This is a genomic window from Syntrophorhabdaceae bacterium, assembly GCA_036504895.1.
In the GTDB taxonomy this organism is placed as follows: Bacteria; Desulfobacterota; Syntrophorhabdia; order Syntrophorhabdales; family Syntrophorhabdaceae; genus PNOM01.
Window position 1 is genome coordinate 1 of record DASXUJ010000127.1, and the last position, 26,425, is coordinate 26,425.

A 26,425-nucleotide genomic window follows, 5' to 3' on the forward strand; every position below is an offset into this window, starting at 1 on the left:
CGCACCTTCCCCTCGGGGTCCAGCCATGCAAAATAGGGCTCCGTCATGGAAGGGCCGAAGAAATGGCGGAATATCTCCGCCGCCTCGGGAGGCAGGTTCGCTCCGGAATCGCTCCTGGTCCGATCGGCAAGGGCGACAGCCACGCTCTTTAAGGCCGAATCGGTCTCCTCATAGAGGGTATAGAAGACAATGGTGCACGCGGCAAAGCCGAGGATGAGAAAGGTCACCGCGAAAAGGGCCGTGTACCAGAGGGTGATCCTCGTCCTGATGGACCGTATCCTCACTCCTGCCCCTCCTTCAGCACATAGCCCACACCCCGAACCGTATGGATGAGCTTCACGTCCCTGCCCGTGTCCACTTTTCGCCTCAGGTAATTTACGTATACGTCCACCACGTTGGTTTCCGTATCGAAGTCATAGTTCCAGACCCGATCGATGATCGAGGTCCTCGTGAGGACCCTGCCGGGGTTACGCATGAGCAATTCGAGGAGGGCGAACTCTTTCGTTGTAAGCTCTATGGCGCGGCCTCCTCTCGTCACGGTGCGACTCATCGGATCGAGGAGCAGATCGGCAACCTGCAGGGCCGGGGAGTTCTCGCTGCCGCGGCGTCTGAGAAGGGCCCTCACCCGGGCGAGAAGCTCCTGGAAGATAAAGGGCTTGGTGAGGTAATCGTCCGCCCCGGAATCAAGACCCAGTACCTTGTCCTCAATTGTGGCCCTCACCGTAAGGAGAAGGACGGGGACGGCCGATTTCTCCTGCCTAAGGGCAGTCAGCACCGCGAGACCGTCTTTTTTAGGCAGGTAGATATCGAGAATAATGAGGTCGTAGGTGTCGTCGAGGGCCCGCGCAAGGCCTTCCTCACCGTCATGGACTGCATCCACCACGTACCCCTCTTCCTGAAGGCCTTTCTTCACGAAATTGGCGACCTTTTTTTCATCCTCCACAACAAGTATCTTCACCCTGTCCCTCCGGTTCTTATTCCTTCCATCCCGGGAGCGAGGAAGTCCTCTATCCCGCCTCGCCCAATGATCGGGGCGTACCCTTCTCCTCAAAGGAATCCTTTCGTACACTCTTATCATACCCCATATAGGGGCACAACCAAAATTAGAATGTTGATGGGGCTTTCACCCGGATCGGAAGAAAAAGAGATTCCTGATGCGGTGCCCGGCCATGGGCTGCACATACTTTCGCCGGGAACGCGGCCGTGGGACCGGATCCTTCCGGCGGCGGAGGGCGCGCCCTCTTCGCCACCGGGTTTTTGGGCCTATTGCCTGTAGTCTTCCAGGAAATCGGCCATCCGCTCGGCCACTGCCTTTATCTCCTCCACGGTAGGCAGAAAGACCACGCGGAAATGGTCGGGGGCATGCCAGTTGAATCCCGTCCCCTGTACCATGAGCACTTTCTTCTCGATGAGAAAATCGAGGAGAAATTTTTGATCGTCGTAAATGCCGAACTTCTCCACATCCACTTTAGGGAAAATATAGAGGGCGCCCATCGGTTTTACACACGTGATGCCGGGTATGGAGTTGAAAGACTCGTACGCGGCCTTCCTCTGCTCGAAAAGCCTGCCTCCCGGGGAGATGAGCTGCTTTAAGCTTTGGTAGCCGCCGAGGGCGGTCTGGATAATAAGCTGGGCCGCCATATTGCCGCACATCCTCATGTTCGAGAGCACGTCGAGGCCCTCCGTGATGTAATCCTGGGCATGGGTCTTCTTCCCGCTCACGATCATCCACCCTGCCCTCACTCCCGGAATACGATGGGATTTCGACAAGCCGTTGAAGGTCACGAAAAAGACGTCGTTGGAAAGGGAGGCGAGGGGCACGTGCTCGGCCCCGTCATAGAGGATCTGGTCGTATATTTCATCGGAAAAGATGATGAGGTCATGTCTTTCCGCCATCTCGACGATCTTGAGCAGCAGTTCGGGCGGATAGACCGCGCCGGTGGGGTTATTCGGGTTGATGATGACGATGCCCCGGGTTTTCGGGGTAATCTTCGATTCCATATCCTTGATATCGGGATACCAGTCGGACGATTCGTCGCACACGTAATGGACCGCAGTGCCGCCGGACAGGGTCACTGCCGCGGTCCAGAGGGGATAGTCCGGAGAAGGCACGAGCATTTCATCGCCATTATCGAGGAGGGCCTGCATGGCCATCATGATCATCTCCGAGACCCCGTTGCCCACGAAAATGTCCTCGATCCCCACGTCTTCAATCCCTCGCACCTGGCACTGCTGCATGATTGCCTTCCGTGCCGCAAAAAGGCCCTTCGAGTCCCCGTACGCCTGGGCAGACCGTATATTGACCGTCAGATCGTGGATTATCTCATCCGGCGCATTGATCCCGAAGGCAGGGGGATTTCCGCTGTTGAGCTTTATAATCGTATACCCTTCATCCTCGAGCCGTTTCGCCTCTTTGAGAAGGGGTCCCCTGATCTCGTAACATATATTATCCATTTTATTAGATTTCACGATTTTCCGCATAGGCTCCTTTACCCCCGGAGGGTATTCCGTACTGCTAAACCGGTTCCACTATTATTAAGAAAAGAGCGCCCCTTGTCAAGTGAAGGGGCTCACGTCGCCAACTGTTATGGGGGCTCACGTCGCCCCCTCGCCCGGCGAAGCCGGGTGAGCCTCCCCTTCTCGCTCGCTGGGCGAGCTAAAGGGACGCGGGAAGGGCCTTACTCTTAGTCCTTTCCGCATCAACGCACGAACGCTTTACATGCATCCACCGTTTTAATTATAAGGGCTCACGTCGCCCCCTCGCCCGGCGAAGCCGGGTGAGCCTCCCCTCGCTTAAGGCGCCTACTTTTGGTCTCGCTCGCTGGGCGAGCTAAAGGGACGCGGGAAGGGCCTTACTCTTAGTCCTTTCCGCATCAACGCACGAACGCTTTACATGCATCCACCGTTTTAATTATAAGGGCTCACGTCGCCCCGCTTAAAGCGCGGCGTGAGGCACCTGCTGTTGGCTACTGGTCAGGCGGCAAAGCCGTCTGAGTCTCACCGCGCCCGCTCCCCGCATTTCCGGCTTCCTCGTTAAGAAATCTTTTGCGTGACCGAAAAAGATAATGTATGCTTGTGCGTCTTGATTAGTAAATTAATTCAGGTATGTACCGGCTGTCGAGGGCCTGCCCCGGAACAGCCGCGATATAAGACCTGTCTGTGCCCGGTATTAAGGAGAACTTTTCATGAATAAAGAAAAATTTATGCCCATCCCTCCCGGCGCCATCATACCAGGGAGTATGCCCCAATTTGAGATTTATGTCCTTTCGACTCAAGGGAATTTCGTCCTCTGGGCGCTTAAAGGCAAGGAGGTTACTCCCGAGCAGCTTGGCAAGCTCACCGAAAGCGGACCGCGGGAGGTCTTCATCTCCCTTGCGGAAGAGTTCAAGTACGAGCAATACCTCGAGGGGCACCTTGGGAAGATTCTCGAAAACCATGCATTATCGGACGATCAGAAGGGGGAGATCTTCAGCAGGGTCTCGACCAATGTCCTCAAAGAAGCCTTTGAAAATGCCTTCGGCCTCGGAATCATGAGTGAAGACGCCTTTGAGAGGACCCAGGTCATGGTGAGAAATGCCCTCTGTTACGTGGCGGAATCAGGGTCCCTCCAGGCCCTGGCCAAGATGATCGGACACGACTACCAGACCTACACCCATGCAACAAAGGTGTTGTGGCTCACAGTGGCGTTTTTGAGGGAGAACGTCCATATCCTCGAGACTATCGAGCCCAGTTACAAATCCGCGGATGAGGACCGGAAGATGGAAATCCTGAAGCAATGCGGTGTGGCGGCGCTCCTCCACGACATCGGCAAGGCGTCCATCGCGCCGGAGATTCTCAATAAGGTAGATCCCTTAAGCTCGGGCGAGTGGGAGGACATCAAGCGTCACCCGGTGAACGGGGTATCCATGCTCCTCGATACCGATGTTCCTTCTTTCGTGAAGAGGGCGGTCCTCCACCACCATGAGGATTTCCATGGCGGAGGATACCCCATGGGGCTCGAAGGAAGCAATATCAGCATTCTCGCGCGGGTACTGCGGATTATCGACGTCTTCGATGCCATGACATCCCGCCGCCCCTATAAGGCGCCGATTTCTCCCGGAAAAGCCGTGAAGATTATGGTAGGCACCCCTCCCGACACAAAGAAGGAAGAGTCCGGGCCCGACAGGAAAAACCAGGACCTGGGTATGAGACGGTGCTTCGACGAGGGACTGCTCCGCAAGTTTATACTCTTTCTCGGAAACGCCCGCCTCACCGACTGATTTCTTGGGTTTTCCTCTTGTAATTCCCAGGGCATATCATTAAAATGAGGAGAGATTAGTTTCCCTTTCCATGTGGGGTGGTCTCCGAAGACGCCGTAGAGCGGCAACGGCGAGTGTGTTCTCTACAGTCCTGTGTCTGCCCTCTAAAAAACAAAGGATATGATTTCAGTGAATAAGGCATTAACCTTTCTCCCCCGCTGTTCGAGGTGCCCTTCATGCGTCTGTTGATCGTCACCGCCACGATAATGACCTCTTTTCTGGCGGTCACCATGATCTTCTACAGGATGAGGTACAGGAGATACCCGGGCTTCGGGCAGTGGACCGCGGGTACCATAATAATAGCCGTCGCTCACCTCGCCCTTGCCCTGCGCGGCCTGATTCCGTTGAGCTGGTCCATCCTGGGAAGCAATATGAGTTTCGTCCTGGGCTTCGTCCTCTATCTCGACGGGATGCGCAGGTTTCTGAACCTTTCCCGCCTGCCCCTTATCTGGTATGCCCTGCCGGCGGCAGAGGGCGCATTCTGCGCCTACTTTTATTTTATTCAGGATTCGACTGCTTTGCGTATTGTCGCTTTCTCAGCGGCCTTCGCGATCCCCCACATCACCACAATCGTGCTGGTCCTGCGCCACATGAATAAGGAGAAGCTTCTCTTTTATCCCATCATCGCGATCGAAATGGGCCTGGCGAACATCGCCATACTCGGCCGCGCCGCATGGGTAACGACCGTTCCCGGTTTCATCTTTTACATGGAATCCCCTGTACAGGACGCCTTTTTTATCGTGATCCTGGTAATGCTCATCGCGGTTACCCTTTCATTTATCATGCTCAATAACGAGCGCCTGGAAAAGGAGCTCTTTACCGCAGATAAGGACCTCAAGATAAAGGTGGGGGAACTGGAAAAGGCGATGTCGGAGGTCAAGGCCTTAGGCGGTCTCCTCCCCATCTGCGCAAGCTGCAAGAAGATATGCGACGACAAGGGGAAATGGCACCAGATCGAAGCCTATATCAGCGAGCGTTCCGAAGCCGATTTCAGCCATGGCATCTGCCCTGAATGTGCCCGAAAGCTCTATCCCGACTATTGGGACCGCAAAGGCAAGGCATAGTACTTGTGATTTTCCCGTTTTAAATTTCGGACAATCTATCTGTTGCCCTCCCCTTAAGAGATTTACCTGATCTGACGATATACCTAGCACAGACCCGCTACGCTTGAGAGGCGGGCATGATAGAAAGACAGGAGAAATACCTCATGCGCGCAATGTTCGAAAACCTTCGCATCAAGACCCAGCTCTTCCTTCTGGGAGGCATAATGATCGCGGGACTGGTCCTCTTCGGGGCCACCGCCTTCTACACCATTCAGGAAATAAAGGTAAACGGCCCGGTGTACACCCATATTGTCGAAGGAAAGGACCTCATCGCCGACATCCTTCCGCCCCCCGGGTATATTATCGAGTCATACCTTACCATAACACAGTTGGCGGAAGAGCAGGAGCAGGCGAAGCAGAAGAGTTTGATGGAGAAACTGAAAACTCTAAAAGGGGAGTACGAGGAGAGGAACCAGTTTTGGAAGAAGGTCCTTGCCGAAGGGCCCATGAAAGAGATACTGGTGAAGAAAAGTTTCGAGCCTGCGAAGGAGTTCTATGAAAAGGCGGAAAGAGAGTTTTTTCCTGCAGTCCTGTCCGGAGATGCCGGAAAGGTCAAGGCAGTGAAGGCCGATCTGTCAAAGGTTTACGAAACCCACCGCCTCGCGATCGACGAACTGGTAAAAAAGGCGAACGAGCGGACCAAATCTGACGAGGCCGTTGCCTCCACGACAATTGCAAAGATGATCACCCTCCTCATCGTCATCGTCTGCCTCACTCTGGCAGCCGGTGTCACGGCCACCCTCTTCATTATCCGGAGCATTACGAAGCCCCTTGGCGAAGCGACCGCCGTGTCCGAAGAACTGGCAGGCGGCAACCTGAGGGTCGAGATACGGGAAGGGGGCACGAATGAAACCGGCCGGCTCCTTGCATCGATGAAAAAGATGGTTGAGGGCACGAGAAGAATGATCACAGAGGTGAAGACGTCGGCAAGGAGCGTCACTTCAGCGAGTCACGGGTTAAGCGCCGGAGCCGAACAGTTGGCCAGGGGCGGGGTAGCCCAACTCGAACGGACAATCCAGGTTTCCGCCGCGTCAGAGGAGATGTCCCAGGCCTCTCTGGATATCGCAAAGAATGCGGGCAGCATCTCGGAATCAGCGAACGCCATGGTGGACATTGCGGAAAACGGCAGCTCTATCGTAAATAGATCGGTGGCTGAGGTAAGGCAGATCGCGGAGACGGTCACGAAATCCTCCGAATTTGTAAAGGGTCTCGGAAGCCAATCGGAAAAGATAAGCGAAATAGTGCAGGTCATCAACGACATCGCCGATCAGACGAACCTGCTCGCCCTGAATGCCGCCATCGAGGCGGCGCGGGCCGGAGAAGCGGGACGGGGATTTGCGGTGGTAGCCGACGAGGTGAAGAAACTCGCCGAGAGGACGAGCACGTCGACCCGGGAAATAGGCGATATGATAGGCGGCATAAAATCCGGCGTGGGGAAGGCGGTAGAATCCATGGATGAGGCCGCCGAAAGTGTAAAGGCAGGCGTCGAGCTTTCGAATGAAGCAGGGGCCGCATTGACGGAGATCGTGTCGAGCGCGTCGAGCCTGCAGGCCCTGGTGCAGCAGATTGCGGCTGCCATAGAGGAGATGAATTCCTCGACAGAGCAGATTGCAAAAGACATGGAAGAAGTTGCAGGCGTGACAAAGGAATCTTCCCACACCGCGGACGAGGTTACCCGGGCTGCCCTCGATCTTCACAGCCTCTCCGAGACATTGGAGAACTCGGTGGCCGAATTCAGGATATAAGAAGGCCGGTGTGCCTGGAGGTGGATCCGGCGGGGGTGGCGATAAAGCCCTTGACCACGGGATATTCCGTGCCCTGGACCATCCTGGTGCTCACGAAGTATCCCACGATGGTCTTTCCACTTACGCCATTGGCATAGGTAGCGCGGGCACCGGGGAAGTCAAGGGCGGTAAACGAGACCCCGTCGTAGAGGAAACCATGGTCGATCTTCCGGGCATCACGATAGGTTCCCACGATATTGTTGCCGCTTATGCCGTTTGCCTCACTTGACAGGGCTCCGGGGAAATCGATGGTCATGAAAGTGGCGCCGTCATAGAGAAAGCCGTGTTTCCCGTAGCGGCCGTCCCAGTAGGTACCCACGATCTTATTCCCGCTTATGCCATGGGCCTCGGTAAAAATCGCGCCGGGGAAATCGAAGGCGGTGAATTTGGCGCCGTCATAGAGAAACGCACGGGCCGTCCCGGCGTTTCCATCGTAGATAGAGCCCACAATCTTCTCCCCATCGATGCCGCTAAGAGTGGTCAGGTATTTCGTATCGGGATAGTTGAAGGTGGTGAAATTAACGCCGTCATATATGAATCCACCGTTGTAACGGCCCTGGGACGACCCCACAATTTTTTTCCCGCTTATCCCTCCCACAAAAGTGCAGGGGAAGACGTCCGGATAGTAGAACGAGCTGAAGCGCGAGCCGTCGTAGAGAAAACCGAAGGTAGCTCCACCGTGGGATCCCACGATCCTGGCGCCGTCCACTGCCTGTGGCAGCGTATCGACGCTGTCCGGATTTTCGAGTATGGTATAAGTATACCCGGCACACGCACCTCCCGGAAAGGCAACCATCGCTCCCACCAGGAGAAGCATTGCAAAAAGTACCGACCTCATGATAAGATTCCCTTTGTATTTCAAGCCCTTTAGACCGTCCTTCTCTTCGTGTGCCCTCTTTGGCAATATCCATAATACCCCGGGTGAATGGTCCTTTCCATCGCTGAACCACTAATTGTTACATAATCGTTTGAATGACATCCGATACTATATGGGAAGAAAGCGGTTCCAATCCGGTTGGATGGGTCCGGTTAATTCTCTGTTCCTTCTCCCGGTATGTGTTGCCGGAGGAGGGTCCTTATTCTGCCGACAAACCCTCCTCCCCCACTCTCGGCTATCTCTTCAGATAGGTCCCCCCGCCGAAGTCATCGATGGCGGCAACCGTGCCCTGCACGTCGACTCCCAAATATCCTGCCCCTGTATAGGTGCTGTCAGTCACCGTTGCAAGGTTCACCCATCCCTGTCCCTGGGGGTTATACCAGACGGTCAGCTTATCCCCCACCATCCTCGCGCCGATCTTATCGCCGGCGTTAGGCATGAAAACCGTAATATCCTTTCCCAGCTGAGTCCACGTGAAGTTGTCGATCCTGAAGACCTGAACGCCCGTCCCGATTTTAAAGCCGACCTGGTACCCGGAAAGTCCGGTGGGAGAGAGGCGAAGCCCTAAGGCGATCTGCTCCCCGTCTGCAGGAAGGGAAGTCATGGTAGCAAATACTTCAGCGTCGGGACCAAAGAAGGAGCCGGTATAAAACCCGATATTGGCAGGACCTCCATCGGTGCCCATGCACTGGTTATTGGAGACCTTGAGCCCCCCTTCATATTTATTCGTCCATTTCCGGGAAGGGGGCCCCTGGGTGTCCCTGCGGTTGAAGGTATCAAGTACACCTGTCGAGGGGAAAGGTACGACATAAGTCCCTCCGCCGAAGTCATCGATAGCCCCGGTCGTGCCTTGCACGTCGGCGCCTACATATCCTGTCCCTTTATACCTGTTGTCCGTGACGGTGAGGAGGTCCGTCCATCCTGTCCCATTGTCATACCAGAGGGTGAGCTTGTTCCCTACCATCCGTGCGCCGATCCTGTCTCCTGCTTTAGGGGTAATACGGATAGTCCTTCCCAGCTGGACAAACCCGTTCTCGTCCATGCGCTGTATGCGAATACCTGTGCCCATACGGAACCCTACGAGGTATCCCGTAAGGTCAGGCGAGAGCCTCAGTCCCAGGGTAATCTCCTCGCCCCTTGCGGGCAAGGCGGCGATAGTCGCATAGACTTCCGATTCGGGACCGAAGGTGGCGCCCGTCCAGTAAGCAGCGTTCCAGGGACCGGTGCCGGTGCCCATGCACTGGTTATTTACGATCTTAAGGCCGCCGTACTGCGGGGTCCAGTCATCGGAAGGAGGGCCCTGGGTGTCGGCGCGGTTGAAGCCGTCGAGGAGGGCGGTAGAAGGGAAGGTGTCGGGGGTGGCGATGAAGCCGTGGGTACCGCCCCATGCGGTATGCACGTCCCGAACTGCGAATGGAAGGCTGACCCACCCCACAATGGTGCTTCCACTTATCCCCGTGGGATTCATGTATGATGAGCCCGGAAAGGCGAGGGTGGTAAAAGTAGCGCCGTCATAGACAAAACTTTGCCCGCATTTTCCCAGGATCTTATTCCCGCTTATGCTGTACAATGCGGTGGATGTGGCGCCGGGGCAATCGAGGGTGGTAAAGGCGGCGCCGTCATAAATGAAACCATGGTCCACCCCACTTGAATCTTCATAAGTGCCCGCGATCTTGTTCCCGCTTATGCCCTCGGGCGAAGTGGTGCGGGCGCCAGGGTAATTGAGGGCGGTGAAGGTGGCTCCGTTATAGAAAAAGCCACGGTAGACCCCGGCGTCGTAGTACGATCCCACAATCTTCTCGCCCTCGATGCCTACAGGATATGATGTATACCCCGGAACGCTGAAGGGGATATAATTGACGCCATCATAAATGAAACCTCCCTCATGACCCCCTAAACAGTTTATTCCATCACATGAACCCACTATCTTCTTCCCGCTCACACCCATAAACCAGGTATCCATAGCGCCCGGCGCCTGGATGGCCCTCTTGAAATCGGTTCCGTCGTAGAAGAAACTAAAGGTATCAATAAAGTGAGTTCCCACGATCTTTGTCCCCTCAATTGCCGTGGGCCATGTGTCGGTCTCGGTGGGGAAGCCGAAGTCGGGATTAGGTACGTCAAATATGCGGTACGTGTACTCCCCCTGAGCGAGTCCCACAAAACCGATAAGCACCCCGATTAAACATAGTGACAAAAACATCCTTCTCATGTCGTACCTCCGTTGTTGATAACCCAGGGATGCAGTGCCGTCAGGAAGAATGATACGGATGCGAGGATAGACCCCTACCGATTCAAAATGGGCTAAAAAACTCAAAATGGTATACTGTGAAATTTTGTCATATTCTGTTTTTACAGGTACGACTTGATAATAAGCGCACAAAAAAGCTTTTTAAGTCGTCGGATTGCCAATTTTCAAGTAATTGGTTTATGCAGGAAACGGGAAAGGATCCAGTGGAGGGAATTGGAATAGCTCGCACCGCGAGCGAGAGGGGAAGGCTACGCGGGCTGTGCCCGTGGACCAGAAGTGGGTGCCTGAAGCGGGGGGCGACGTGAGCCCCATTAATTGCACGTCAAGGAGAGTGACGACGCAGCCAAAAGTAGGTGCTTCAAGCAGCAACGAAGCTGGGCAGAAGAAGAAATGGACTTCAAGGCGCTGAATTCTTTCGCAGATCGAGGCGGCGACGAGGAACCGACGCAGGCGTGCTAAAAGTCGGCGTCTCCGTCATTTTTGACAAAGTTAATCCTAAACGCGCATGATCGTTAAAGTTAAGTGAGTAGCTCGCACCGCGAGCGAGAGGGGAAGGCTCCGCAGGCTTTGCCCGTGGAGGGGGCGACGTGAGCCCCATTAATTGCACGTCAAGGAAAGTGACGACGCAGCCAAAAGTAGGTGCTTCAAGCAGCAACGAAGCTGGGCGGAAGAAAAAATGGATTCAAGGCGCTGAATTCTTTCGCAGATCGAGGCGGCGACGAGGAACCGACGCAGGCGTAATCTGAGTACGTCAAGGAGAGTGACGAGGAGCCAACGAAGAGCTGCGGAAGAAGGCAGCGCCTTGGTTAGCGGTCGAAGAGGTTTTTGAACTTCTCCTTAAACCCCTTCCGTGTAGCCCCCGTATAAGCCCCGAACTCCGTTGCAAGCTCTTCCATCAACTCCCGCTGTTTCTCGGTGAGGGTTGAAGGTATGACGATATTCAGATAGACGAGCTCATCGCCCCTGCCATAGGCGTTCGTTTTCGCGACGCCAAGGTTCTTGAGCCTGAATATTTTTCCCGGTTGGGTGCCTGCCGGGACATCTATGTCCGCATCTCCATCGAGGGTCGGGATTTTTATCCTGCCCCCGAGGGCGAGAAGGGGAAACGTCACGTCCACCTGGACGATGATATTATCACCCTGCCGCTCGAAGACGGCATGCTCTTTTACATTGATCACTATATAGAGGTCGCCGGGGATCGTGTCTCCGGGCCTCTTCATCCCTTCTCCCCGCACCTTCAGGCGAGCGCCCGTATCAACGCCGGGAGGGATCTTGATGTTCAGTTTTTTTGAGCCCCGCACGACACCCCGGCCGTTACAGGCTTTGCAGGGATGTCTTATCACCTGTCCTTCGCCGCCGCACATTTCGCAGGTCCGGTTGATGGTGAAAAAGCCGTGGGTATCCCTCACCTGGCCGCGGCCGCCGCAATGACGGCATGTGACGGGCTGATGGCCCGGCTCCGTCCTGGACCCGTGACAGGTGGGACATCTCTCCTCCCTCGGCAGCTCGAGTTCCTTCTCCACGCCGAAGACGGCTTCTTCGAATTCTATATCGAGGTTATACCTCAGGTCATCGCCCTTGGTCTCCCTCTGCCTTTGACCGCCGAAGAAATCGCTGAAAAGGTCGTTGAAGATGTTATCGAAATTTCCCTGAAATCCGAAATCGAAAACCGATCCTTCTTCGCCGTACCGTTCGTACTTGGTCCTCTTTTCATGATCGCTCAGGATCGCATAGGCTTCACTGATCTCTTTGAACTTCTCTTCTGCTTCCTTGTTTCCGGGATTCCTGTCGGGATGAAACTGGAGGGCGAGCTTCCGGTACGCCTTCTTGATCTCCTCGTTAGTCGCATCCCGCGACACGTTAAGTATTGAATGATAATCTCTTCTCATATAATAAACGACTGGGTCCTATTGAATTTCCGGTTTTTTTGAAACGGAGACGCGTGAAGGCCGCACGACCCTGCCATTCAGCACATATCCTTTCTGCACTTCCGATACCACCATATCGCCATCCACATCCTCCCGCTCCTCCTGGTACAGTGCTTCGTGAAGATTGGGGTCGAATTTTTTGCCCATTGCCTCGATCTTTTCGACACCTGATTTTTCGAGGACTTTAAAGAACTGGTTGGCCGTGAGCTTCACGCCTTCCGCGATAACCTTGGCATCGTTGGAGTGTGATGCATGCTCTATGGCCATCTCCAGATTGTCGAGGACGGGGATCATCTCGAAGATCAATTGCTCGTTGCCGTATTTCAGGGTCTCCTGCTTTTCCTTCAACTTGAGCTTTTTGAAATTTTCGAACTCGGCGTGGAGGTAGAGAATCTTCGCCTGCAGATCCTTTATTGTCGCCTCTTTCTCCTCGACCTCTTTGAGAAGCTCTTCTAACTGCTCATCCTTCTTCTTATTCTTCTTCTTATGCTCCTCGTGAGCATCGCCCTTCTCGCGTTTCTCCTGATTTTTCGAGTTCTCCTCTTTCTGCCGTTCTTCTCCCTCTCTCTCTTCCATATTCCCCTCTTACATAGTCGACAGGATGTCTGTCAGCGTTTTTGCAGTATAGTTCACGATCGGTATGATCCTCGAATAATCCATTCTTATGGGACCAATTACACCGAGGACCCCATAGCTTTTCTCGCCGATACGATAGGTGGAGGTAATGATGCTCAAATCTCTCATCTCCTTCACATCGCTTTCCGTACCCATGATCACGTGAATCCCCTCCTCTTTGAGACAACCGTCCAGGAGGCGGAGAAGTTTTTCTTTTTTTTCAAGGGTATGGAAAAGCTCCTTCAGCCGCGCAAGGTCGGAGAATTCGGGCATATCGATCATTTTCGATGTGCCTTCGATATAGACCTCCCGCTGGTCTTCCTCTTCCATTATGTTTTCGAGCGTATCCTTGATCTTCGAGAGGAGCAGGCGGTAATTCTCCTTGTCCTTTTCCACGTCTTCGAGCATACCCTCTTTGAGGGTGTAAAAGGGGACGCCGCTGAACCGCTCGTTCATATAACGCTTCATGCGGTTGAGGAGGTCCATGCTGAGGTTTTCATCCGCGTCCACGATGCGGGTGTGGACGATGCCGGCCGAAGTGACGAACACAATCAGGATCGTCCGCTTCGACAGCTTCACGAATTCGATCTCTTTAAAAAGCATGGTATTGACCCGCGGCTCTACCACGATGCTGGTAAACTTCGAGATCGACGCGAGCACTTTCGAGGTGTCTCCCATGACCCCTTCCACCTGGGCATACCGTGGCTTGAGAAGGCTGTCGAGGACCTGGAGCTCCTTTTTTCCCGGGTTCTTGAAAATAAGCATGGTGTTGACGTAATACCGGAAAGCCTTGTACGTAGGGATCCGTCCCGCCACCACATGTGGCTTATAGAGAAACCCCTGCTCCTCCAGGTCTGCCATAATATTCCGTATGGTCGCAGAGCTGAGCCGGTTCCGCATGCTCTTCGCCAACGTAGTGGAGCCGATGGCCTCCGCCGAGTTGATATAGCTGTCCATTATGAGCTCGAGAACTTTTCTTTCTCTATCTGTCAGGACTTCCATATATCCTTCTCAACTTTATAAATTAATGACATCCAAAATCATTGTCAAGAAATGAGCGTCTTCCGAAATACTCCGATCAGATCAATATTATACACGGAATAGAGGTGGGTTGCAAGGTGGATTGGCAATTGTGGGGAGCAACTATGGGGGCTCGCGTCGCGCAACACTATCGGGGCTCACGTCGCCCCCTCACCCGGCAAAAGCCGGCTGAGCCTCCCCCTCTCGCTCGCTGTGCGAGCTACATCACGCGGCAAAGCTGGGGGTTTTAACTTAGCGTGACCGACGCTTGACCGACCTCGGGGACGAGCTTACTCTATTTCGCTCTTTTAATCGTCTACTGCAGCCTTGCTCAGCCGCCGCCTATCAGTATCAGGGCGAGGGTGAGCTTGTCTTGGTCCTTCAGCATCGTTTCGAGGCCGTCGGGAAGGGCGTGGTAGGGTGTATCATTGAGGGATACGAGAAAGAGCCCGTCCAGGGAAAGCTCCCCTGTCGCGGGGTCCACAATCTCCTTCACAAAATAGGAGTTACGGAACAGCCTCTCCAAAAGGTCCCGCAAGCTCCCCCCTTCGATCTCCACCTCACCAGGCACTTCAGGGATATGAATAGTAGTCTTGATCTGTATCTTCATAAATCACCCAACCACTCCGGAAGCAGGTTACCCCGCTCCCGGAGCAGCTTTTTCACTATATACCATATACTAACGACTATCGACTAGAGACTAGCGACTTGTCTCTATTTCATCCACTTCCCCGCATCTTTCAACGCCTTCACTATCTTCTCCGGTGTGACGGGAAGCTCCTTGAACCAAATGCCGGTCGCGTCGTGGAGGGCGTCCACCACCGAGGGAGGTGCGCTTACGTGGCTGCCTTCCGAGGCTTCCTTTGCACCGAAGGGACCGTCGGGGTCATCGGTGATGATGTCTATCACCTTGATCCTGGGCGCGTCCGTCGACCGGGGCATTTTATAGTCGAGGAAGGTGCTGTTGTGAGTCCTGCCGTTTTCCATGATGAAGCCCTCGTAGATCGCCTGGCTGAGGCCCTGCACCGCGCCGCCTTCGTTCTGGCCTTCCACGCTCACCGGGTGGAGGGGCACGCCCGCATCGTGGGCGATGGTGAAATCGGTGACGTCGATCTTCCCTGTCTCCATGTCTACCCCGAGACGCGTGGTCTGGGTGGTGAAGCTGAAGGAGGTCCCCCCATTCCCCGTGCCTGTACTGAAGTCGAGCTCCTCTACCCCGTAGGAGGAATAGCCCGTACCGAGGATAACCGCTCCCGCCCCTTCATAGCTCGCGATCTTTGCGAGTTTTTCGAAAGACATTCTTTTCTCGGGTTTATCTTTGAGGAATGCGAACCCTTCCCTGATGTCGATCTCCTCCGGCTTCACGTTCCACGCCTTACCCGCTGCCTCAAGGAGCTGCCTCTTTGCGTCCCGCGATGCCCGCTCCACTGCCTGGCCCGCGAACACCGTGACCCTGCTCCCGTAGCTTCCCGGGTCCACCGGGGTGTACGCCGTGTCGACCCTCTTGAAGGAGATGTCCTCATACTTTGCGCCGAGTACTTCCGCGGCGATCATGGCGAGAACCGTATCCGAACCCTGGCCGCAGTCCGTGGCGCCTGTGATGAGGTTTATCGTCCCGTCCTCACAGATCCTTACGATTGCGCCGCAGGACTGGTGCCCGAGCTGGCGCGCCCCTCCCTGGTACGTGGTGCCCGTGATGCCGACTCCATAGGAGACCGGCCCTTCCTGCTTAACCATTTTATCCCTGTCAGCCCAGAGGGGATCCTCCGTTGCCGCCTTTATGGTCTCCATGAGACCGCAGGTCTTGAATTTAATGCCGTTTATGGTGCTGTAGCCGTCTGCGGGCTTCGGGTTGTCGATGGCATTCCGTATCCTCATCTCCACAGGGTCGATGCCCAGCTCCTCGGCGATCATGTGCATCTGGATATCGCAGGCGAACCTCGTGTGGGTGAAGCCGTGGCCCCTCATGGCGGCGGAGACGGGGTTATTCGTGAATACCCGCCACGCATCGTAGCGGTAATTGGGGAGCTTGTAGGGGAGCGTCGTGGCGTAGCCCGTGAGGAACATGGTCAGGGGACCGATGGCCGTATAGCCTCCGCCATTGCCGATCACCCGGCTCTCGATCGCGGTGAGTATGCCGTCTTTGGTCATGCCCATTTTGTTGTAGATGATCATGTTGTGACGCCTGCGGCAGGTGGTGAGCACCTCCTCCATGGTATAGACGTATTTCACGGGTCTGCCCGTCTTCTTGGAGAGCATGACCACGCAGAAATCTCCCGCCACGGAGTCGTTCTTCGTACCCCCGAAGCCTCCGCCGATGAAAGGCTGGATAATGCGTATCTTCGACAGGGGAAGACCGAAACAACCTGCGAGGTGCCGGTAATGGAAATAAGGGCTCTGCTTCGCCGCCCAGACCGTGATATTACCTGAGGGATCGTAATAGGCGAGCGATGCGGGGGGCTCCAAAAATCCGGTGACCACCTTTCCCGTCTCGAACCTGTCTTCCCGGACGATGTAGGAGTCGGCGAAGGCCTTGTCCACGTCCCCGAAATCCCAGTGGTACTCGACGCTCACGTTGTTCGCCCTGTAGGCGTGGATGACCGGGGCCCCTTCTTTTATCGCCTCTTCGGGATCGAAGACGCCGGGGAGCTCTTCATAATCGACTTTGATAAGGCTGCAGGCCTCTTCAGCGGTCTCTTCATCGACGGCAGCAACTGCGGCGACCCCTTCATACATGTACCGTACCTTATCGACGGCCAGAGGCGACTCGTCCCGGGTGGTGGCCATAAAGCCCCACGTCCAGCCGTTGAAGTCCTTCCCCGTTATGACCGCTTTTACGCCGGGGAGTTTTTCCGCTTTACTCGTATCTATATTGAGTATCTTTGCGTGGGCATAGGGCGATCGCGCCACCTTGGCCCAGAGCATGCCGGGCAGTGAATAGTCCGCGGCATACTTCGCCTCGCCCATGACCTTCTCTTTTGCGTCGATGCGGGGTACCCGTTTTCCAATAACGCTATATTCTTCCATCTCGTCACCCCCTGACCTTGTCGGCCGCGACCTTCACCGACTCTATGATTTTGGTGTACCCCGTGCAGCGGCAGAAATTACCCTCGAGACCTTTCTTGATCTCCTCTTCCGTGGGATTGGGGTTATCGTCGAGGAGCACCTTGGTGGAGAGGACCATCCCGGGGGTGCAGAAACCGCACTGGAGGCCGCCTATCTCGACGAAGGCCTCCTGGATGGGGTGGAGTGTTCCTTCACGGGCGAGACCTTCGATGGTGAGGATCTCTTTTCCCTCTGCCTCGGCAGCGAGGACAATGCAGGCATTTACCGCTTTCCCGTCCATGATGACGGTACAGGCACCGCATTCCCCTTCACCGCACCCTTCCTTTGCGCCGGTGAGACCGAGCTCTTCCCGCAGGAGATCGAGAAGTGTCATGTGGGGCTTTATTTCAAGGTCATACTCTTTTTCATTTACTCTACAATGTAAATTCATCGCGTACCTCCGAATATCCGGGTGAGGGCTCTCCGGGTCATGGCGTAGACCATGTCGCACCGGTATTCCCGTGAGGCCCGGTGATCGTCTATGGGATTGCACTGGGTGAGAGCGTTTCGCGCTGCCTCGTCTATGAGCTCCGGGGTCGGCCTGTTGCCCCTGAGGAGCGCTTCCGCCATGGGGGCCCGTATGGGAGTCGGGGCGACTGCGCCGAGGGCGATCTTTACCTCTTTGCAGATGCCATTCTCCATGGTCCCCATTACCGCGACGCCGACCACTGCCAAATCCATGGAATGGCGGGGCGAGAGCTTCAGGTAGACTCCCCGGCTGCCGGGCTCCTGGGCAGGGACGATGATCTCCGTTAAGAGCTCGTCTTCCTTAATGACCGTGGTGCGGGGTCCTGTGAAAAACTGGTCCAGGGGAACTCTTCGGGCGCCGCGCCGGCTTTCGAGTTTCACTTCGGCGCCCAGTGCGAGAAGGGCGGGTGCGCTGTCCGCGGAAGGAACGGCGTTACAGATGTTGCCTGCAATCGTACCCCTGTTTCTCACCTGGGGCGATGCCATCTGGAGGGCTGCCTGGGAGAGGGGGGCAAATCTTTCGTTGATCACAGGATCGGCACCAACCGCCTGGATCGTGGCGAGGGCGCCTATGGAGAGGCCATTGTGGTGATGGGTTATGTTGCCGAGACCGGGGATACTTTTCATATCCAGGACAAAGGCGGGAACCGGGACCTCTCGCTTTTTCACTTGGGGGATAAGGTCCGTGCCTCCTGCGAGAAGCTTTACAGAACCCTCTTTCCCGGAGATCAGGGCAAGGGCCTCTTCCATGCTTCCGGGCCGAAGGTACTCGAACTTCGGGAGCCTGCGGTAGAATGTTTTCAAGGGAAACCTCCTTTCGGTGCATTGCTTTTATATACCGACCGGTATATATAATCAAAATACGAAGAGGTTGTCAAGAATTATCGGCAGCCGCTCATAGGGAACCTTATCAGGAAGTATCAACTCGTGCCGCGGGATTGGTCCGGGCCGTGCGCCTGGAGAAAGGAGGGCTACGTGATATTGACTATTTCGTAGGTTCTTTGTCCGCCCGGAGCGGAGAAATTCACTTCATCGCCCACTGATTTGCCCATGAGCGCCCGCCCCAGCGGCGAGGCCATGGAGATCATCCCTTTTTGTATGTCCGACTCATAGGGTCCGACGATCCGGTAGATCACTTCCTCCTCGGTATCGAGGTTTTTGAGCGCCACGTGACATCCGAACTCGACCGATTCCCCGTCCCCCTGCTTCACGTCCACTATTTCGGAATTCTTGATCATCTCTTCGATTTCCGCAACTTTCTTCTGGAGGAACTGGTATTCCTCCCTTGCCGCGTCATATTCGGCATTCTCCGAAAGGTCGCCGTGGGCTCTCGCCTCTTCGATGGCTTTCAGGATTTTCGGCCGCTTGTTGTTCAGCAGGAACTCGTGATCTTTCTTGAGGTTTTCGTATCCTTCTCTCGTGATAGGAATTTTCATCTCTTCTCCTATACCTTTCTCTTATAAAAATACTATGTTTTCACGCCGGAATTCAAGATTTTTGTCCTTTCAAAATAATCTCTCTCTTTTCAAACAGTTTCTTGACAAAAAGAAAGCATCTTTTTATAATTGCCCTAAGCTCATATCGATTGTATACATTCAAAGTGGAGGCACTATGTGGGAGAACCTGAGTCTCAAAGAAGTGACGGAATGCGCTAAAGACCCTTATCCCTCGATTCGCCGTTGGAAAGAGCAGACAAAAAAGGCAGTTATCGGAAGTACGATCGCCGACGTGCCCGAGGAGGTAATCTATGCCTTTGGATTTCTTCCCGTCGCGTTGCTGGGGACCAGCAAACCTCTGAAGAAAGCGCCCAGCCTCCTGCCCGACAATGCCTGCTCTCTCGCCCGGAGTAATCTGGAGCTTGCTCTCAGTTATGAAGGCGATCTCTTCGATGGATTCGTGCTCCCCCAGGTGTGCGACACCACGCAGCACTTATCCGACATTTGGAGGATAAACTTTCCGGGACGATATGTGGAGTGTTTCCTCGCCCCCCGTCAGGTCGATAGGCCCAGTGCGAAATATTGGGTCAAGGAAGAGACGGAGCGGATGATCAATTCCTTGCACACCCGGTTCGGCAAAACCGTGAGCGACGACGACCTCAGAAAGTCATTCGCCCTTCATAATGAAAACAAGGAGCTTCTGAAGGACATTTATGAGGTGAAAAGGAAATATCCCGCGTCCATCACGAACAAGGAGTTCTTCTCCCTTATCAAGCTTTCCATGCAGGTCGACAAGGCGGAATTCAACGAGACCCTGAAAAAAGTGAAGGACGGCCTCGTCAAAACAGAGGTGGAAGGTTACATAGATGTAATTCTGGCGGGGATCACCTGTGACCCTCCCGAGATATTCGATCTCCTGGACGAGATTAAGCTCAATGTGGTCGCCGACACGCTCGTCACGGGATCGCGGTACCTCCAGGGTACGATCGGCAACGGCATGAGCCCCATCGATGCCCTTACGGAGAGACACTTCAAAAGGGGCTTCTATTCTCCCATCCACGATAATGTCTATAAGGGTTTCAATGAGCTGAAGGCCCTTTGCGATAAATATAAACCGAGAGCGGTGGTCTATATCCATATCGAATTCTGTGAATCGGAGGAATACGACCTTCCGGATCTCAAGAGCATGATGAGGAAGGAGGGCATCCCCATGCACGTCCTCTCCACGGAGTTCCAGACCCTCTCACTTTCCCACGTGCGCACCCGGCTCCAGGCATTTTTTGAATCTCTTACAGGAGGCTCCTTATGAGCGAAAAATTAAGCTCAAAAGCACTTTCAAAGAAGATTACCGATGAATATATGGACGAGGCCTTCAGGGCCCATGAGCTGGGCAAGCTCGTGGGGTACACGACCGCCATATCCCCTGTGGAGCTTTTCGTTGCCCACGACATCGTTCCCATCTATCCGGAAAACCACGCGGTGGCGAACCTCACCGCCAAGAAAGGCGCGGAGATATGCTCCATTACGGAGAACCTCGGATATACGAGCCACCTGTGTGCGTACGCCCGGACCGACCTCGGCTACAGGGAGTCGGGCAAGACCATCACCAAGGGTATACCCGAGCCCGATATCTTCCTGGCCTGTAATGCCCAGTGTTTTACCCTCACCAAGTGGTTTCAGGTCCTCGCCCGCAGGGGAGACCTTCCCGTCTTCGTCTTTGACACGCCCGAATACGTGATGGATAAGACGGCAAGGCAGGAGATCGTCAAATATTGCGTGCTCCAGCTCAAGGAGGTTATTGCCTGGCTCGAGCAGATCACGAAGAAGAAATTCAATTACGACCGGTTGCAGGAGGTCCTCTACTATTCGGCCAAATCGAGCATTCTTTACAAGAAGTTTCTCGACATGGCCCAGTACAAGCCATCGCCCATCAGCATTTTCGATGCCCTCATAGGCATGGCTATTGCCGTCTACCGGAGAGGCACCCCCGAATGTGTCGAATACTACCAGACCCTCTGCGATGAGATCGAGGAGAAGGTCGCCAAAGGCATCGGGGTGGTGCAGAACGAAAAGTACCGGCTCTACTGGGAGAACCTTCCCGTATGGTTCAAGTTCAGCGACCATGCGAAACTCCTCGCTTCCTATGGAGCCGTAATCCTCACCTCCCTCTATGTCCATGCCTGGAGCCTCGATTTCGATCTTACAAAAGACCCTCTCGAGACCCTTGCACAGAATTATGTGGACCGCTTCTCCAACTCCACCATTGAAGACAGGGCGGCCATGGCCATGGACCTCTTCAAGCGCTATGATATGAACGGGATGATCATGTTCATGAACCGGAGCTGCAAGGCCGTTTCTTTCGCGGTCCCCACCCTCAAGGACATCCTGGTAAAAAAGACCGGCATCCCCGCATTGGTATTCGAAAGCGATATGGGGGACCAGCGTTTCTACTCGGAAACCCAGATCAGGACGAGAATCGAGGCTTATTTCGAGACCCTCGACCAGCTTCATCGGAAAACCGCGTGAGGCGGAACCGCTAGAAAGGAAGAGGAAATAGATCAGGAAAAAACGCGATAGCAGACCGGTAAAAAAACGCGATCGGTCAAAGAACCGTGGTTTTACGCAATAGGCCCTTGACAAATGGCATTTCGCACAGTAATATTAACGTGGACCGCACTCGCAGGAGAAATTTAGAGGCGGTAAACAATTAACAAATTTAACAGGAGGGTTCGAGGATGAAGAAGGACAAAAAGGTCTTGGTTTTCTTAATGGCAGCATTTTTTATGTTCAGCTTCTGCATAGTCTCCGGGGCAATCGCTCAGAAGACAGTCCCTGGTGGAAAGGATGTCAAGCAGGACATCGGTGAAGGCGTAGCCGAGGCTACGGGCGAGAAGACGACCGTAAAGGGCGGCCCGAAGACAAAGGCAAGAATGGAAAAATCCGCAAAGAAGAAAAACACGAGCCAGGACATCGGTGAAGGCGTAGCCGAGGCTACCGCCGAGAAAACGACCGTAAAGGGCGGCCCGAAGACAAAGGCAAGAATGGAAAAATCCGCGAAACAGCCGAACGTGAGCCAGGATATCGGTGAAGGCGTATCCGAGGCTACGAGCGAGAAGACGACAAAGCCCGCACCCAAGAAGTAGCAGAATTCAGACAGAAGCCAGCAGGGCGTCTCTTCAGGGGACGCCCTTTTTTTGCGCCCGGAAAGATAGTCAGAAAGCAGAGAGGCAGTCTCTAGTCTCTAGTCTCTAGTCTCTAGTCTCTAGTCTCTAGTCTCTAGTCTCTAGTCTCTAGTCTCTAGTCTCTAGTCTCTAGTCGATAGTCGATAGTCGATAGTCGATAGTCGATAGTCGACAACACCAGTCAAAAGTAGGTGCCTTAAACAGCGCGTTACAAAGGGACGCCGTGAGCCCGTTAAATTGTTCAGGTCACAACCGAAGAATTATCGTTTTAAATATTGATGCAGTGACCTGCCAAAGGAGAGACAAAAAGTGAGCTGGTCCCGAGGCCAATCAGGCGTCGATCACGACAGAAGAATTACCCGGTAATTGTCCTGCGTGATGTAGCTCGCACGGCGAGCGAGAGGGGGAGGCTCAGCCGGCTTTGCCGGCCGAGGGGGCGACGTGAGCCCCTCTAATTGTCTGCACGGCGTAAACGCGTAAATTACCGTCCAATAAAAAACAAACGACAGTGGTTAACTAAAATTTACCTTAAACGGCTTCTCCCATGCCGCGCGCAGGTCTTCTATTCCTGTATCGATGAGGGTGGTGCCGTTTATTCCTTTTATCAGAAATTTTTCGTCCTTTCTCACTTTGCCTACTACCGCCGAAGGCACGCCTTTCAGTAATGTGGCCAGGAGCGGATAATCGGCTTCCCTGACTGAGAGGACGAACCTGCTCTGGGATTCCGAAAAGAGGAGAAAGTCATCCCTGAAAATGCCCGCGAAGGGCGCGAGCTTGAGGTCCGCATCGATTCCCAGGCCGCCTGCAAATGCACTTTCCGCCAGGGCACAGGCGAGGCCGCCGTCGGATACGTCGTGACAGGACCTGACGATTCCCGCATGGATTGCCTTCTCCATGGCCTTATATGTTTTCTTCGCCATGGCGCCCCTTACTTTCGGCGGGATATTTCCGTAGAGAGCCGAGGCGGCGAGGTATTCGGAGCCTCCCAGCTCGGGATAGGTCTTCCCCACTATGACGATAAGATCTCCCGGCTCCTTGAAATCCATGGTCACTATCTTCTCGATATCCTCGATTACCGAAATCGCGGAAACGAGCAGGGTCTGGGGCACCGATATCTTGATATCCCCATAGATGTAATCGTTCTTCATGCTGTCTTTGCCCGATATGCAGGGGGTACCGAAGAGGGTCGTGTAATCGTAAAGGGCCATGTTCGCCCTCACCAATTGGGCCAGCTTGTACGGGCCTTCAGGGTTTCTCTCCGAAACCACCGGATCGGACCAGCAGAAATTATCGAGAAGGGCCATTCTGCGGAGCGACCCGCCTGTAGCGATATTGTTTCTTATGGCCTCATCTATGGCGCATGCCGCCATATGGTACGTATCGATCTCACTGTACTTCGGGCATATCCCGTGGCTCACCACGACCCCTTCTTTAGAGGAGAGGTCGGGCCGCACCACCCCCGCATCGCTGGGGCCGTTATTAGCCTTGCCGGTTAAAGGCTTCACTACGCTTCCACCCTGGACCTCGTGGTCGTACTGGCGCACCACGTATTCTTTGCTGCACACGTTCCAACGGGAGAGTAGGTCTTTTAAAGTATGGACGTAGTTCTTCGGTTCCTTTACGGGCGGCTCATCCTTGATCTTCCGCTCCCATTTTGCGGGCAGCTTCATTTTGGGGAGCCCGTTATGGAGAAACTCCATGTCGAGATAGGCCACCGTCTTGCCTTTATAGAAGACATGGAGTTTTCCTGTATCGGTAAATTCGCCGAGGATGGTGGAGGTGACGTTCATTTTCTCGGACAGGGCCATGAATTCATCGAGTTTATCCGGCCTCACCGCCACGTTCATCCGTTCCTGCGCCTCCGAAAGGAGTATCTCCCAGGGAGAGAGGCCCGGATATTTGAGGGGCGCCCTGTCGATGTGGACGATGCATCCGTTCGTATCGGTTGCCATCTCGCCTATGGAGGAAGAAAGGCCTCCTGCGCCGTTATCCGTAATCGATGTGTAGAGGTCCCGGTCCCGTGCCACGAGCAGGAAATCGGTCATCCTCTTCTGGGTGATCGGATCGCCTATCTGAACGGCGCTCGTGGGGGAAACCTCCGACAGTTCCTCCGATGAAAAAGTCGCGCCGTGAATACCGTCGATGCCTATACGGCCGCCCACCATGACGATCGCATCCCCTATTCCTGCTTCTTTAATATGGGTGGGCACGCCTTTTATCGTGCGGGGCATGATGCCGCAGGTGCCGCAGAAGACGAGGGGTTTACCCAGATAACCCCGGTCGAATACAAGGGAGCCGTTCACGGTGGGTATCCCGCTTTTGTTGCCTCCATGCTCCACCCCTTCCCTCACCCCGTTCAATACCCGTTTCGGATGGAGAAGGCGGGGAGGCACCTCCCCTTTGTAATCGGGGTCGGCAAAACAAAAGATGTCGGTATTGAATATGAGCTTTGCCCCTTTCCCTGTGCCGAAGGGGTCGCGGTTTACCCCGACGATTCCGGTAAGGGCCCCGCCGTACGGATCGAGGGCCGATGGAGTATTGTGGGTTTCCACCTTATAGGCGAGGTTATGGGTGCGATTGAACCGGATAATACCGGCATTATCCTTAAACACGGAGAGGCAGAAATCGGCTCTGCCTTTTTGGCTGCGTATCTTTTCGGTGGAGCCCACGATGCAGGTCTTAAAAAGGCTTTCGATAGTGCGGCTCACGCCGTCTTCTTCATACTCTATGGTGGCGTTGAAGATTTTATGCTTGCAGTGCTCAGACCAGGTCTGGGCCAGCACCTCAATTTCTACGTCCGTGGGGGACGGGCCGAGACCCACCTTCGATCTCTCTTCGCTCACCTCGCTACGCAGGAAATGGTGCTGAATGGCGATCAGCTCATCCCTCGAAAGGGCCCACGTCCTCTCCCGGTTCATCTTCATAAGCTCTTCAATGGTCATGGTGAGGGGAAAAGTCTCCACTACCGGCTCATGATGAAAGGCGACCTTCGGCACATAGACGCCCATGCCCCTTTCTTTCCGGTATGCCTCCACGGTTTTATACGCATACCGGTTGATAAGGGTATTGGCGAGCATGCCCTCCGCAATCCTTATCACATCCTTCTCCTCGAGCCTGCCCTTGAGGAGGTACATTCTCGAAGTATATACTCCTTCGTCCTCTTTAAGCTTTCGGCCGGAAAGGGCCTCGAGCACTTCGCGCCCGGTCCTGCCCACATTATCCGTCACCCCCGGTTTAAAGCCCACCTCGACGATCCAATCCGCATCCGCAGGGACAGGGGTGCCCACGTACGCGACCTGGGTCACGGGATCGATAAAGGCATCGGCGGCAAGGATACGGATGGTCCCCTCGTCCACTTTTGAATCGACGGTGTATACGTCCACCACGCGGACGGTCACGTTCAATCCGAAATCTCCCTTGATTCTTCTCTTCAGCTTTTCCCCTGGCGCATCTTTGATCTTTTCCTTATAAGCTACTTCGATTCTGTGGGCCATTTATGATAGAAACTCCTTTAATTTTTTTATACTTTCATTTGCGCGGCTCTCCCCGTGCACCTCGGCGGTGAAAATCATCGACTCTTGTGCGGACAGAAAGGTCTTCAGCTCGCGGAAAGGAAAGGTACCCTCCCCCACGGGAAGATGTTCGTCGGACCTGCCGTGGTTGTCATGAAGGTGCATCTCCCTCACCAGGCTTCTTATGGGAGTAAGCCATTTATCCACGGGAACCGTGGAGAAGAGATTGAAATGGCCGGAGTCGAAACAGAAGAAGAGGTCCTCTTCCCTGAAACGGTCGAAAAGGGCAATCAGCGTGGAAGGCTCCTCTTCGAAGATATTCTCCACCATGACGATTGGTCCCCCTTTCGCCTCGGCGATTACTTCTGTCCACGTATCGACGCTCCCTTCCAGCCAGAGTTCCTCATTCCCCCCGAACCGCCATTTGTCATAGCCCGGGTGGCAGACCAGGCCTTTCGCGTGGAGTAGCCCGGCCAGGCCCGCCGCCTTCTTCAGTTTTTCTTTCGTGATTCTCCGCACGCTCCTGTCAAAGCCGCCGGGACTCAGATCCATGTAAGGTGCATGAACGGTCACGGCAATGCCGTGGCCCGCAAGCCGGTTTCCCAGTTCCCGAACTTCCCGGTCACCTGCCTCTTCAACGAGGTGATTATCGATATAGATTTCTATGCCGGTGCCGAGACTGAGAATCCTGGCCAGGTTTTCCTCAACCCTCCTGTACGGCACATTTATGAACAGGGGCTTCATCTATTCCACCAACTCTTTAAAATTAACAGGCTTAGGGGCAATAAAGCAAGGAAAAAGGGGGCAACCGTCAGCTACGGGAGTGAGGGCGACGGAAGGAGCCAGGAT

Annotated in this window: 21 protein-coding genes; 6 read left to right on the forward strand and 15 right to left on the reverse strand. The window is 54.5% G+C overall.

Annotation, left to right across the window (positions count from 1 at the left end; all coding sequences use genetic code 11):
- The 3 genes from VGJ94_17960 to VGJ94_17970 form a co-directional block, all read right to left on the reverse strand.
- Positions 1–284: hypothetical protein (locus VGJ94_17960; GenBank protein ID HEY3278507.1), on the reverse strand; the 284-nt coding region annotated here is incomplete at its 3' end.
- Entirely contained in the window at positions 281–958 is a 678-nt protein-coding gene (locus tag VGJ94_17965; protein HEY3278508.1) for a heavy metal response regulator transcription factor, read from the reverse strand. The genes VGJ94_17960 and VGJ94_17965, both read right to left, overlap by 4 nt.
- A gap of 305 nt (positions 959–1,263) precedes the next feature.
- Entirely contained in the window at positions 1,264–2,469 is a 1,206-nt protein-coding gene (locus VGJ94_17970) for a pyridoxal phosphate-dependent aminotransferase (protein ID HEY3278509.1), read from the reverse strand.
- A 716-nt stretch (positions 2,470–3,185) separates the two neighbouring features.
- Between VGJ94_17970 and VGJ94_17975 the strand changes: the two genes are divergently transcribed.
- The 3 genes from VGJ94_17975 to VGJ94_17985 all read left to right on the forward strand — a co-directional run bounded on the left by VGJ94_17975 (position 3,186) and on the right by VGJ94_17985 (position 7,146).
- Positions 3,186–4,259 (forward strand): HD domain-containing phosphohydrolase, encoded by a 1,074-nt coding sequence (locus VGJ94_17975; protein ID HEY3278510.1) that lies wholly within the window; start codon positions 3,186–3,188, stop codon positions 4,257–4,259.
- A gap of 215 nt (positions 4,260–4,474) precedes the next feature.
- Positions 4,475–5,362: a hypothetical protein gene (locus VGJ94_17980; protein HEY3278511.1), complete on the forward strand. Its 888-nt coding sequence runs from the start codon at positions 4,475–4,477 to the stop codon at positions 5,360–5,362.
- 116 nt (positions 5,363–5,478) lie between these two features.
- Positions 5,479–7,146 (forward strand): methyl-accepting chemotaxis protein, encoded by a 1,668-nt coding sequence (locus VGJ94_17985; GenBank protein ID HEY3278512.1) that lies wholly within the window; start codon positions 5,479–5,481, stop codon positions 7,144–7,146.
- Here VGJ94_17985 and VGJ94_17990 read toward each other — a convergent pair.
- The 10 genes from VGJ94_17990 to greA form a co-directional block, all read right to left on the reverse strand.
- A complete protein-coding gene (locus tag VGJ94_17990) occupies positions 7,136–8,047 on the reverse strand; it encodes a hypothetical protein (protein HEY3278513.1) in 912 nt (303 codons plus the stop codon). The two genes, VGJ94_17985 and VGJ94_17990, sit on opposite strands and share 11 nt — an antisense overlap.
- 250 nt (positions 8,048–8,297) lie before the next feature.
- Positions 8,298–10,256: a hypothetical protein gene (locus VGJ94_17995; protein HEY3278514.1), complete on the reverse strand. Its 1,959-nt coding sequence runs from the start codon at positions 10,254–10,256 to the stop codon at positions 8,298–8,300.
- A gap of 860 nt (positions 10,257–11,116) precedes the next feature.
- Entirely contained in the window at positions 11,117–12,199 is a 1,083-nt protein-coding gene (gene dnaJ, locus VGJ94_18000) for a molecular chaperone DnaJ (protein ID HEY3278515.1), read from the reverse strand.
- Between the two features lie 18 nt (positions 12,200–12,217).
- Positions 12,218–12,814, reverse strand: a complete 597-nt coding sequence (gene grpE, locus VGJ94_18005; protein ID HEY3278516.1) for a nucleotide exchange factor GrpE — start codon at positions 12,812–12,814, stop codon at positions 12,218–12,220.
- A 9-nt stretch (positions 12,815–12,823) separates the two neighbouring features.
- On the reverse strand, positions 12,824–13,855 hold the full coding sequence (gene hrcA / locus VGJ94_18010) for a heat-inducible transcriptional repressor HrcA (GenBank protein HEY3278517.1): 1,032 nt from the start codon (positions 13,853–13,855) through the stop codon (positions 12,824–12,826).
- Between the two features lie 349 nt (positions 13,856–14,204).
- Complete coding sequence (locus VGJ94_18015) at positions 14,205–14,483, reverse strand: hypothetical protein (protein HEY3278518.1); 279 nt, start codon at positions 14,481–14,483, stop codon at positions 14,205–14,207.
- 104 nt (positions 14,484–14,587) lie between these two features.
- Positions 14,588–16,900 (reverse strand): xanthine dehydrogenase family protein molybdopterin-binding subunit, encoded by a 2,313-nt coding sequence (locus VGJ94_18020; protein ID HEY3278519.1) that lies wholly within the window; start codon positions 16,898–16,900, stop codon positions 14,588–14,590.
- A gap of 4 nt (positions 16,901–16,904) precedes the next feature.
- The gene (locus VGJ94_18025) at positions 16,905–17,369 is read right to left on the reverse strand and encodes a (2Fe-2S)-binding protein (GenBank protein ID HEY3278520.1); all 465 of its coding nucleotides are present in this window, start codon (positions 17,367–17,369) and stop codon (positions 16,905–16,907) included.
- Positions 17,366–18,250 (reverse strand): xanthine dehydrogenase family protein subunit M, encoded by an 885-nt coding sequence (locus VGJ94_18030; protein ID HEY3278521.1) that lies wholly within the window; start codon positions 18,248–18,250, stop codon positions 17,366–17,368. Before VGJ94_18030 ends, VGJ94_18025 begins: the two co-directional genes overlap by 4 nt.
- Before the next feature lie 167 nt (positions 18,251–18,417).
- A complete protein-coding gene (gene greA / locus VGJ94_18035) occupies positions 18,418–18,882 on the reverse strand; it encodes a transcription elongation factor GreA (protein ID HEY3278522.1) in 465 nt (154 codons plus the stop codon).
- 175 nt (positions 18,883–19,057) lie between these two features.
- Between greA and VGJ94_18040 the strand changes: the two genes are divergently transcribed.
- From VGJ94_18040 to VGJ94_18050, 3 genes are all read left to right on the forward strand, one after another.
- Entirely contained in the window at positions 19,058–20,191 is a 1,134-nt protein-coding gene (locus VGJ94_18040; protein ID HEY3278523.1) for a 2-hydroxyacyl-CoA dehydratase family protein, read from the forward strand.
- Positions 20,188–21,408, forward strand: a complete 1,221-nt coding sequence (locus tag VGJ94_18045) for a 2-hydroxyacyl-CoA dehydratase family protein (GenBank protein HEY3278524.1) — start codon at positions 20,188–20,190, stop codon at positions 21,406–21,408. The genes VGJ94_18040 and VGJ94_18045 overlap by 4 nt, the downstream gene beginning before the upstream one ends.
- 209 nt (positions 21,409–21,617) lie before the next feature.
- A complete protein-coding gene (locus VGJ94_18050) occupies positions 21,618–22,025 on the forward strand; it encodes a hypothetical protein (protein ID HEY3278525.1) in 408 nt (135 codons plus the stop codon).
- Between the two features lie 551 nt (positions 22,026–22,576).
- Here the strand turns inward: VGJ94_18050 and VGJ94_18055 are convergent.
- The gene (locus tag VGJ94_18055; protein ID HEY3278526.1) at positions 22,577–25,558 is read right to left on the reverse strand and encodes an AIR synthase-related protein; all 2,982 of its coding nucleotides are present in this window, start codon (positions 25,556–25,558) and stop codon (positions 22,577–22,579) included.
- The gene (locus tag VGJ94_18060) at positions 25,559–26,320 is read right to left on the reverse strand and encodes a sugar phosphate isomerase/epimerase family protein (GenBank protein HEY3278527.1); all 762 of its coding nucleotides are present in this window, start codon (positions 26,318–26,320) and stop codon (positions 25,559–25,561) included.
- Positions 26,321–26,425: the final 105 nt, after the last annotated feature.

What these genes read in the sequence shown, in the direction of transcription:
- VGJ94_18020 (HEY3278519.1), bottom strand. Translation starts at nt 16,900, where the DNA reads ATGGAAGAATATAGCGTTATTGGAAAACGGGTACCCCGCATCGACGCA.
- VGJ94_17985 (HEY3278512.1), top strand. Translation starts at nt 5,479, where the DNA reads ATGATAGAAAGACAGGAGAAATACCTCATGCGCGCAATGTTCGAAAAC.
- VGJ94_18045 (HEY3278524.1), top strand. Translation starts at nt 20,188, where the DNA reads ATGAGCGAAAAATTAAGCTCAAAAGCACTTTCAAAGAAGATTACCGAT.
- VGJ94_18015 (HEY3278518.1), bottom strand. Translation starts at nt 14,483, where the DNA reads ATGAAGATACAGATCAAGACTACTATTCATATCCCTGAAGTGCCTGGT.
- VGJ94_18055 (HEY3278526.1), bottom strand. Translation starts at nt 25,558, where the DNA reads ATGGCCCACAGAATCGAAGTAGCTTATAAGGAAAAGATCAAAGATGCG.
- grpE (HEY3278516.1), bottom strand. Translation starts at nt 12,814, where the DNA reads ATGGAAGAGAGAGAGGGAGAAGAACGGCAGAAAGAGGAGAACTCGAAA.
- VGJ94_18040 (HEY3278523.1), top strand. Translation starts at nt 19,058, where the DNA reads ATGTGGGAGAACCTGAGTCTCAAAGAAGTGACGGAATGCGCTAAAGAC.
- VGJ94_17980 (HEY3278511.1), top strand. Translation starts at nt 4,475, where the DNA reads ATGCGTCTGTTGATCGTCACCGCCACGATAATGACCTCTTTTCTGGCG.
- VGJ94_18050 (HEY3278525.1), top strand. Translation starts at nt 21,618, where the DNA reads ATGAAGAAGGACAAAAAGGTCTTGGTTTTCTTAATGGCAGCATTTTTT.
- VGJ94_17975 (HEY3278510.1), top strand. Translation starts at nt 3,186, where the DNA reads ATGAATAAAGAAAAATTTATGCCCATCCCTCCCGGCGCCATCATACCA.
- hrcA (HEY3278517.1), bottom strand. Translation starts at nt 13,855, where the DNA reads ATGGAAGTCCTGACAGATAGAGAAAGAAAAGTTCTCGAGCTCATAATG.
- greA (HEY3278522.1), bottom strand. Translation starts at nt 18,882, where the DNA reads ATGAAAATTCCTATCACGAGAGAAGGATACGAAAACCTCAAGAAAGAT.
- VGJ94_18025 (HEY3278520.1), bottom strand. Translation starts at nt 17,369, where the DNA reads ATGAATTTACATTGTAGAGTAAATGAAAAAGAGTATGACCTTGAAATA.
- VGJ94_18060 (HEY3278527.1), bottom strand. Translation starts at nt 26,320, where the DNA reads ATGAAGCCCCTGTTCATAAATGTGCCGTACAGGAGGGTTGAGGAAAAC.
- dnaJ (HEY3278515.1), bottom strand. Translation starts at nt 12,199, where the DNA reads ATGAGAAGAGATTATCATTCAATACTTAACGTGTCGCGGGATGCGACT.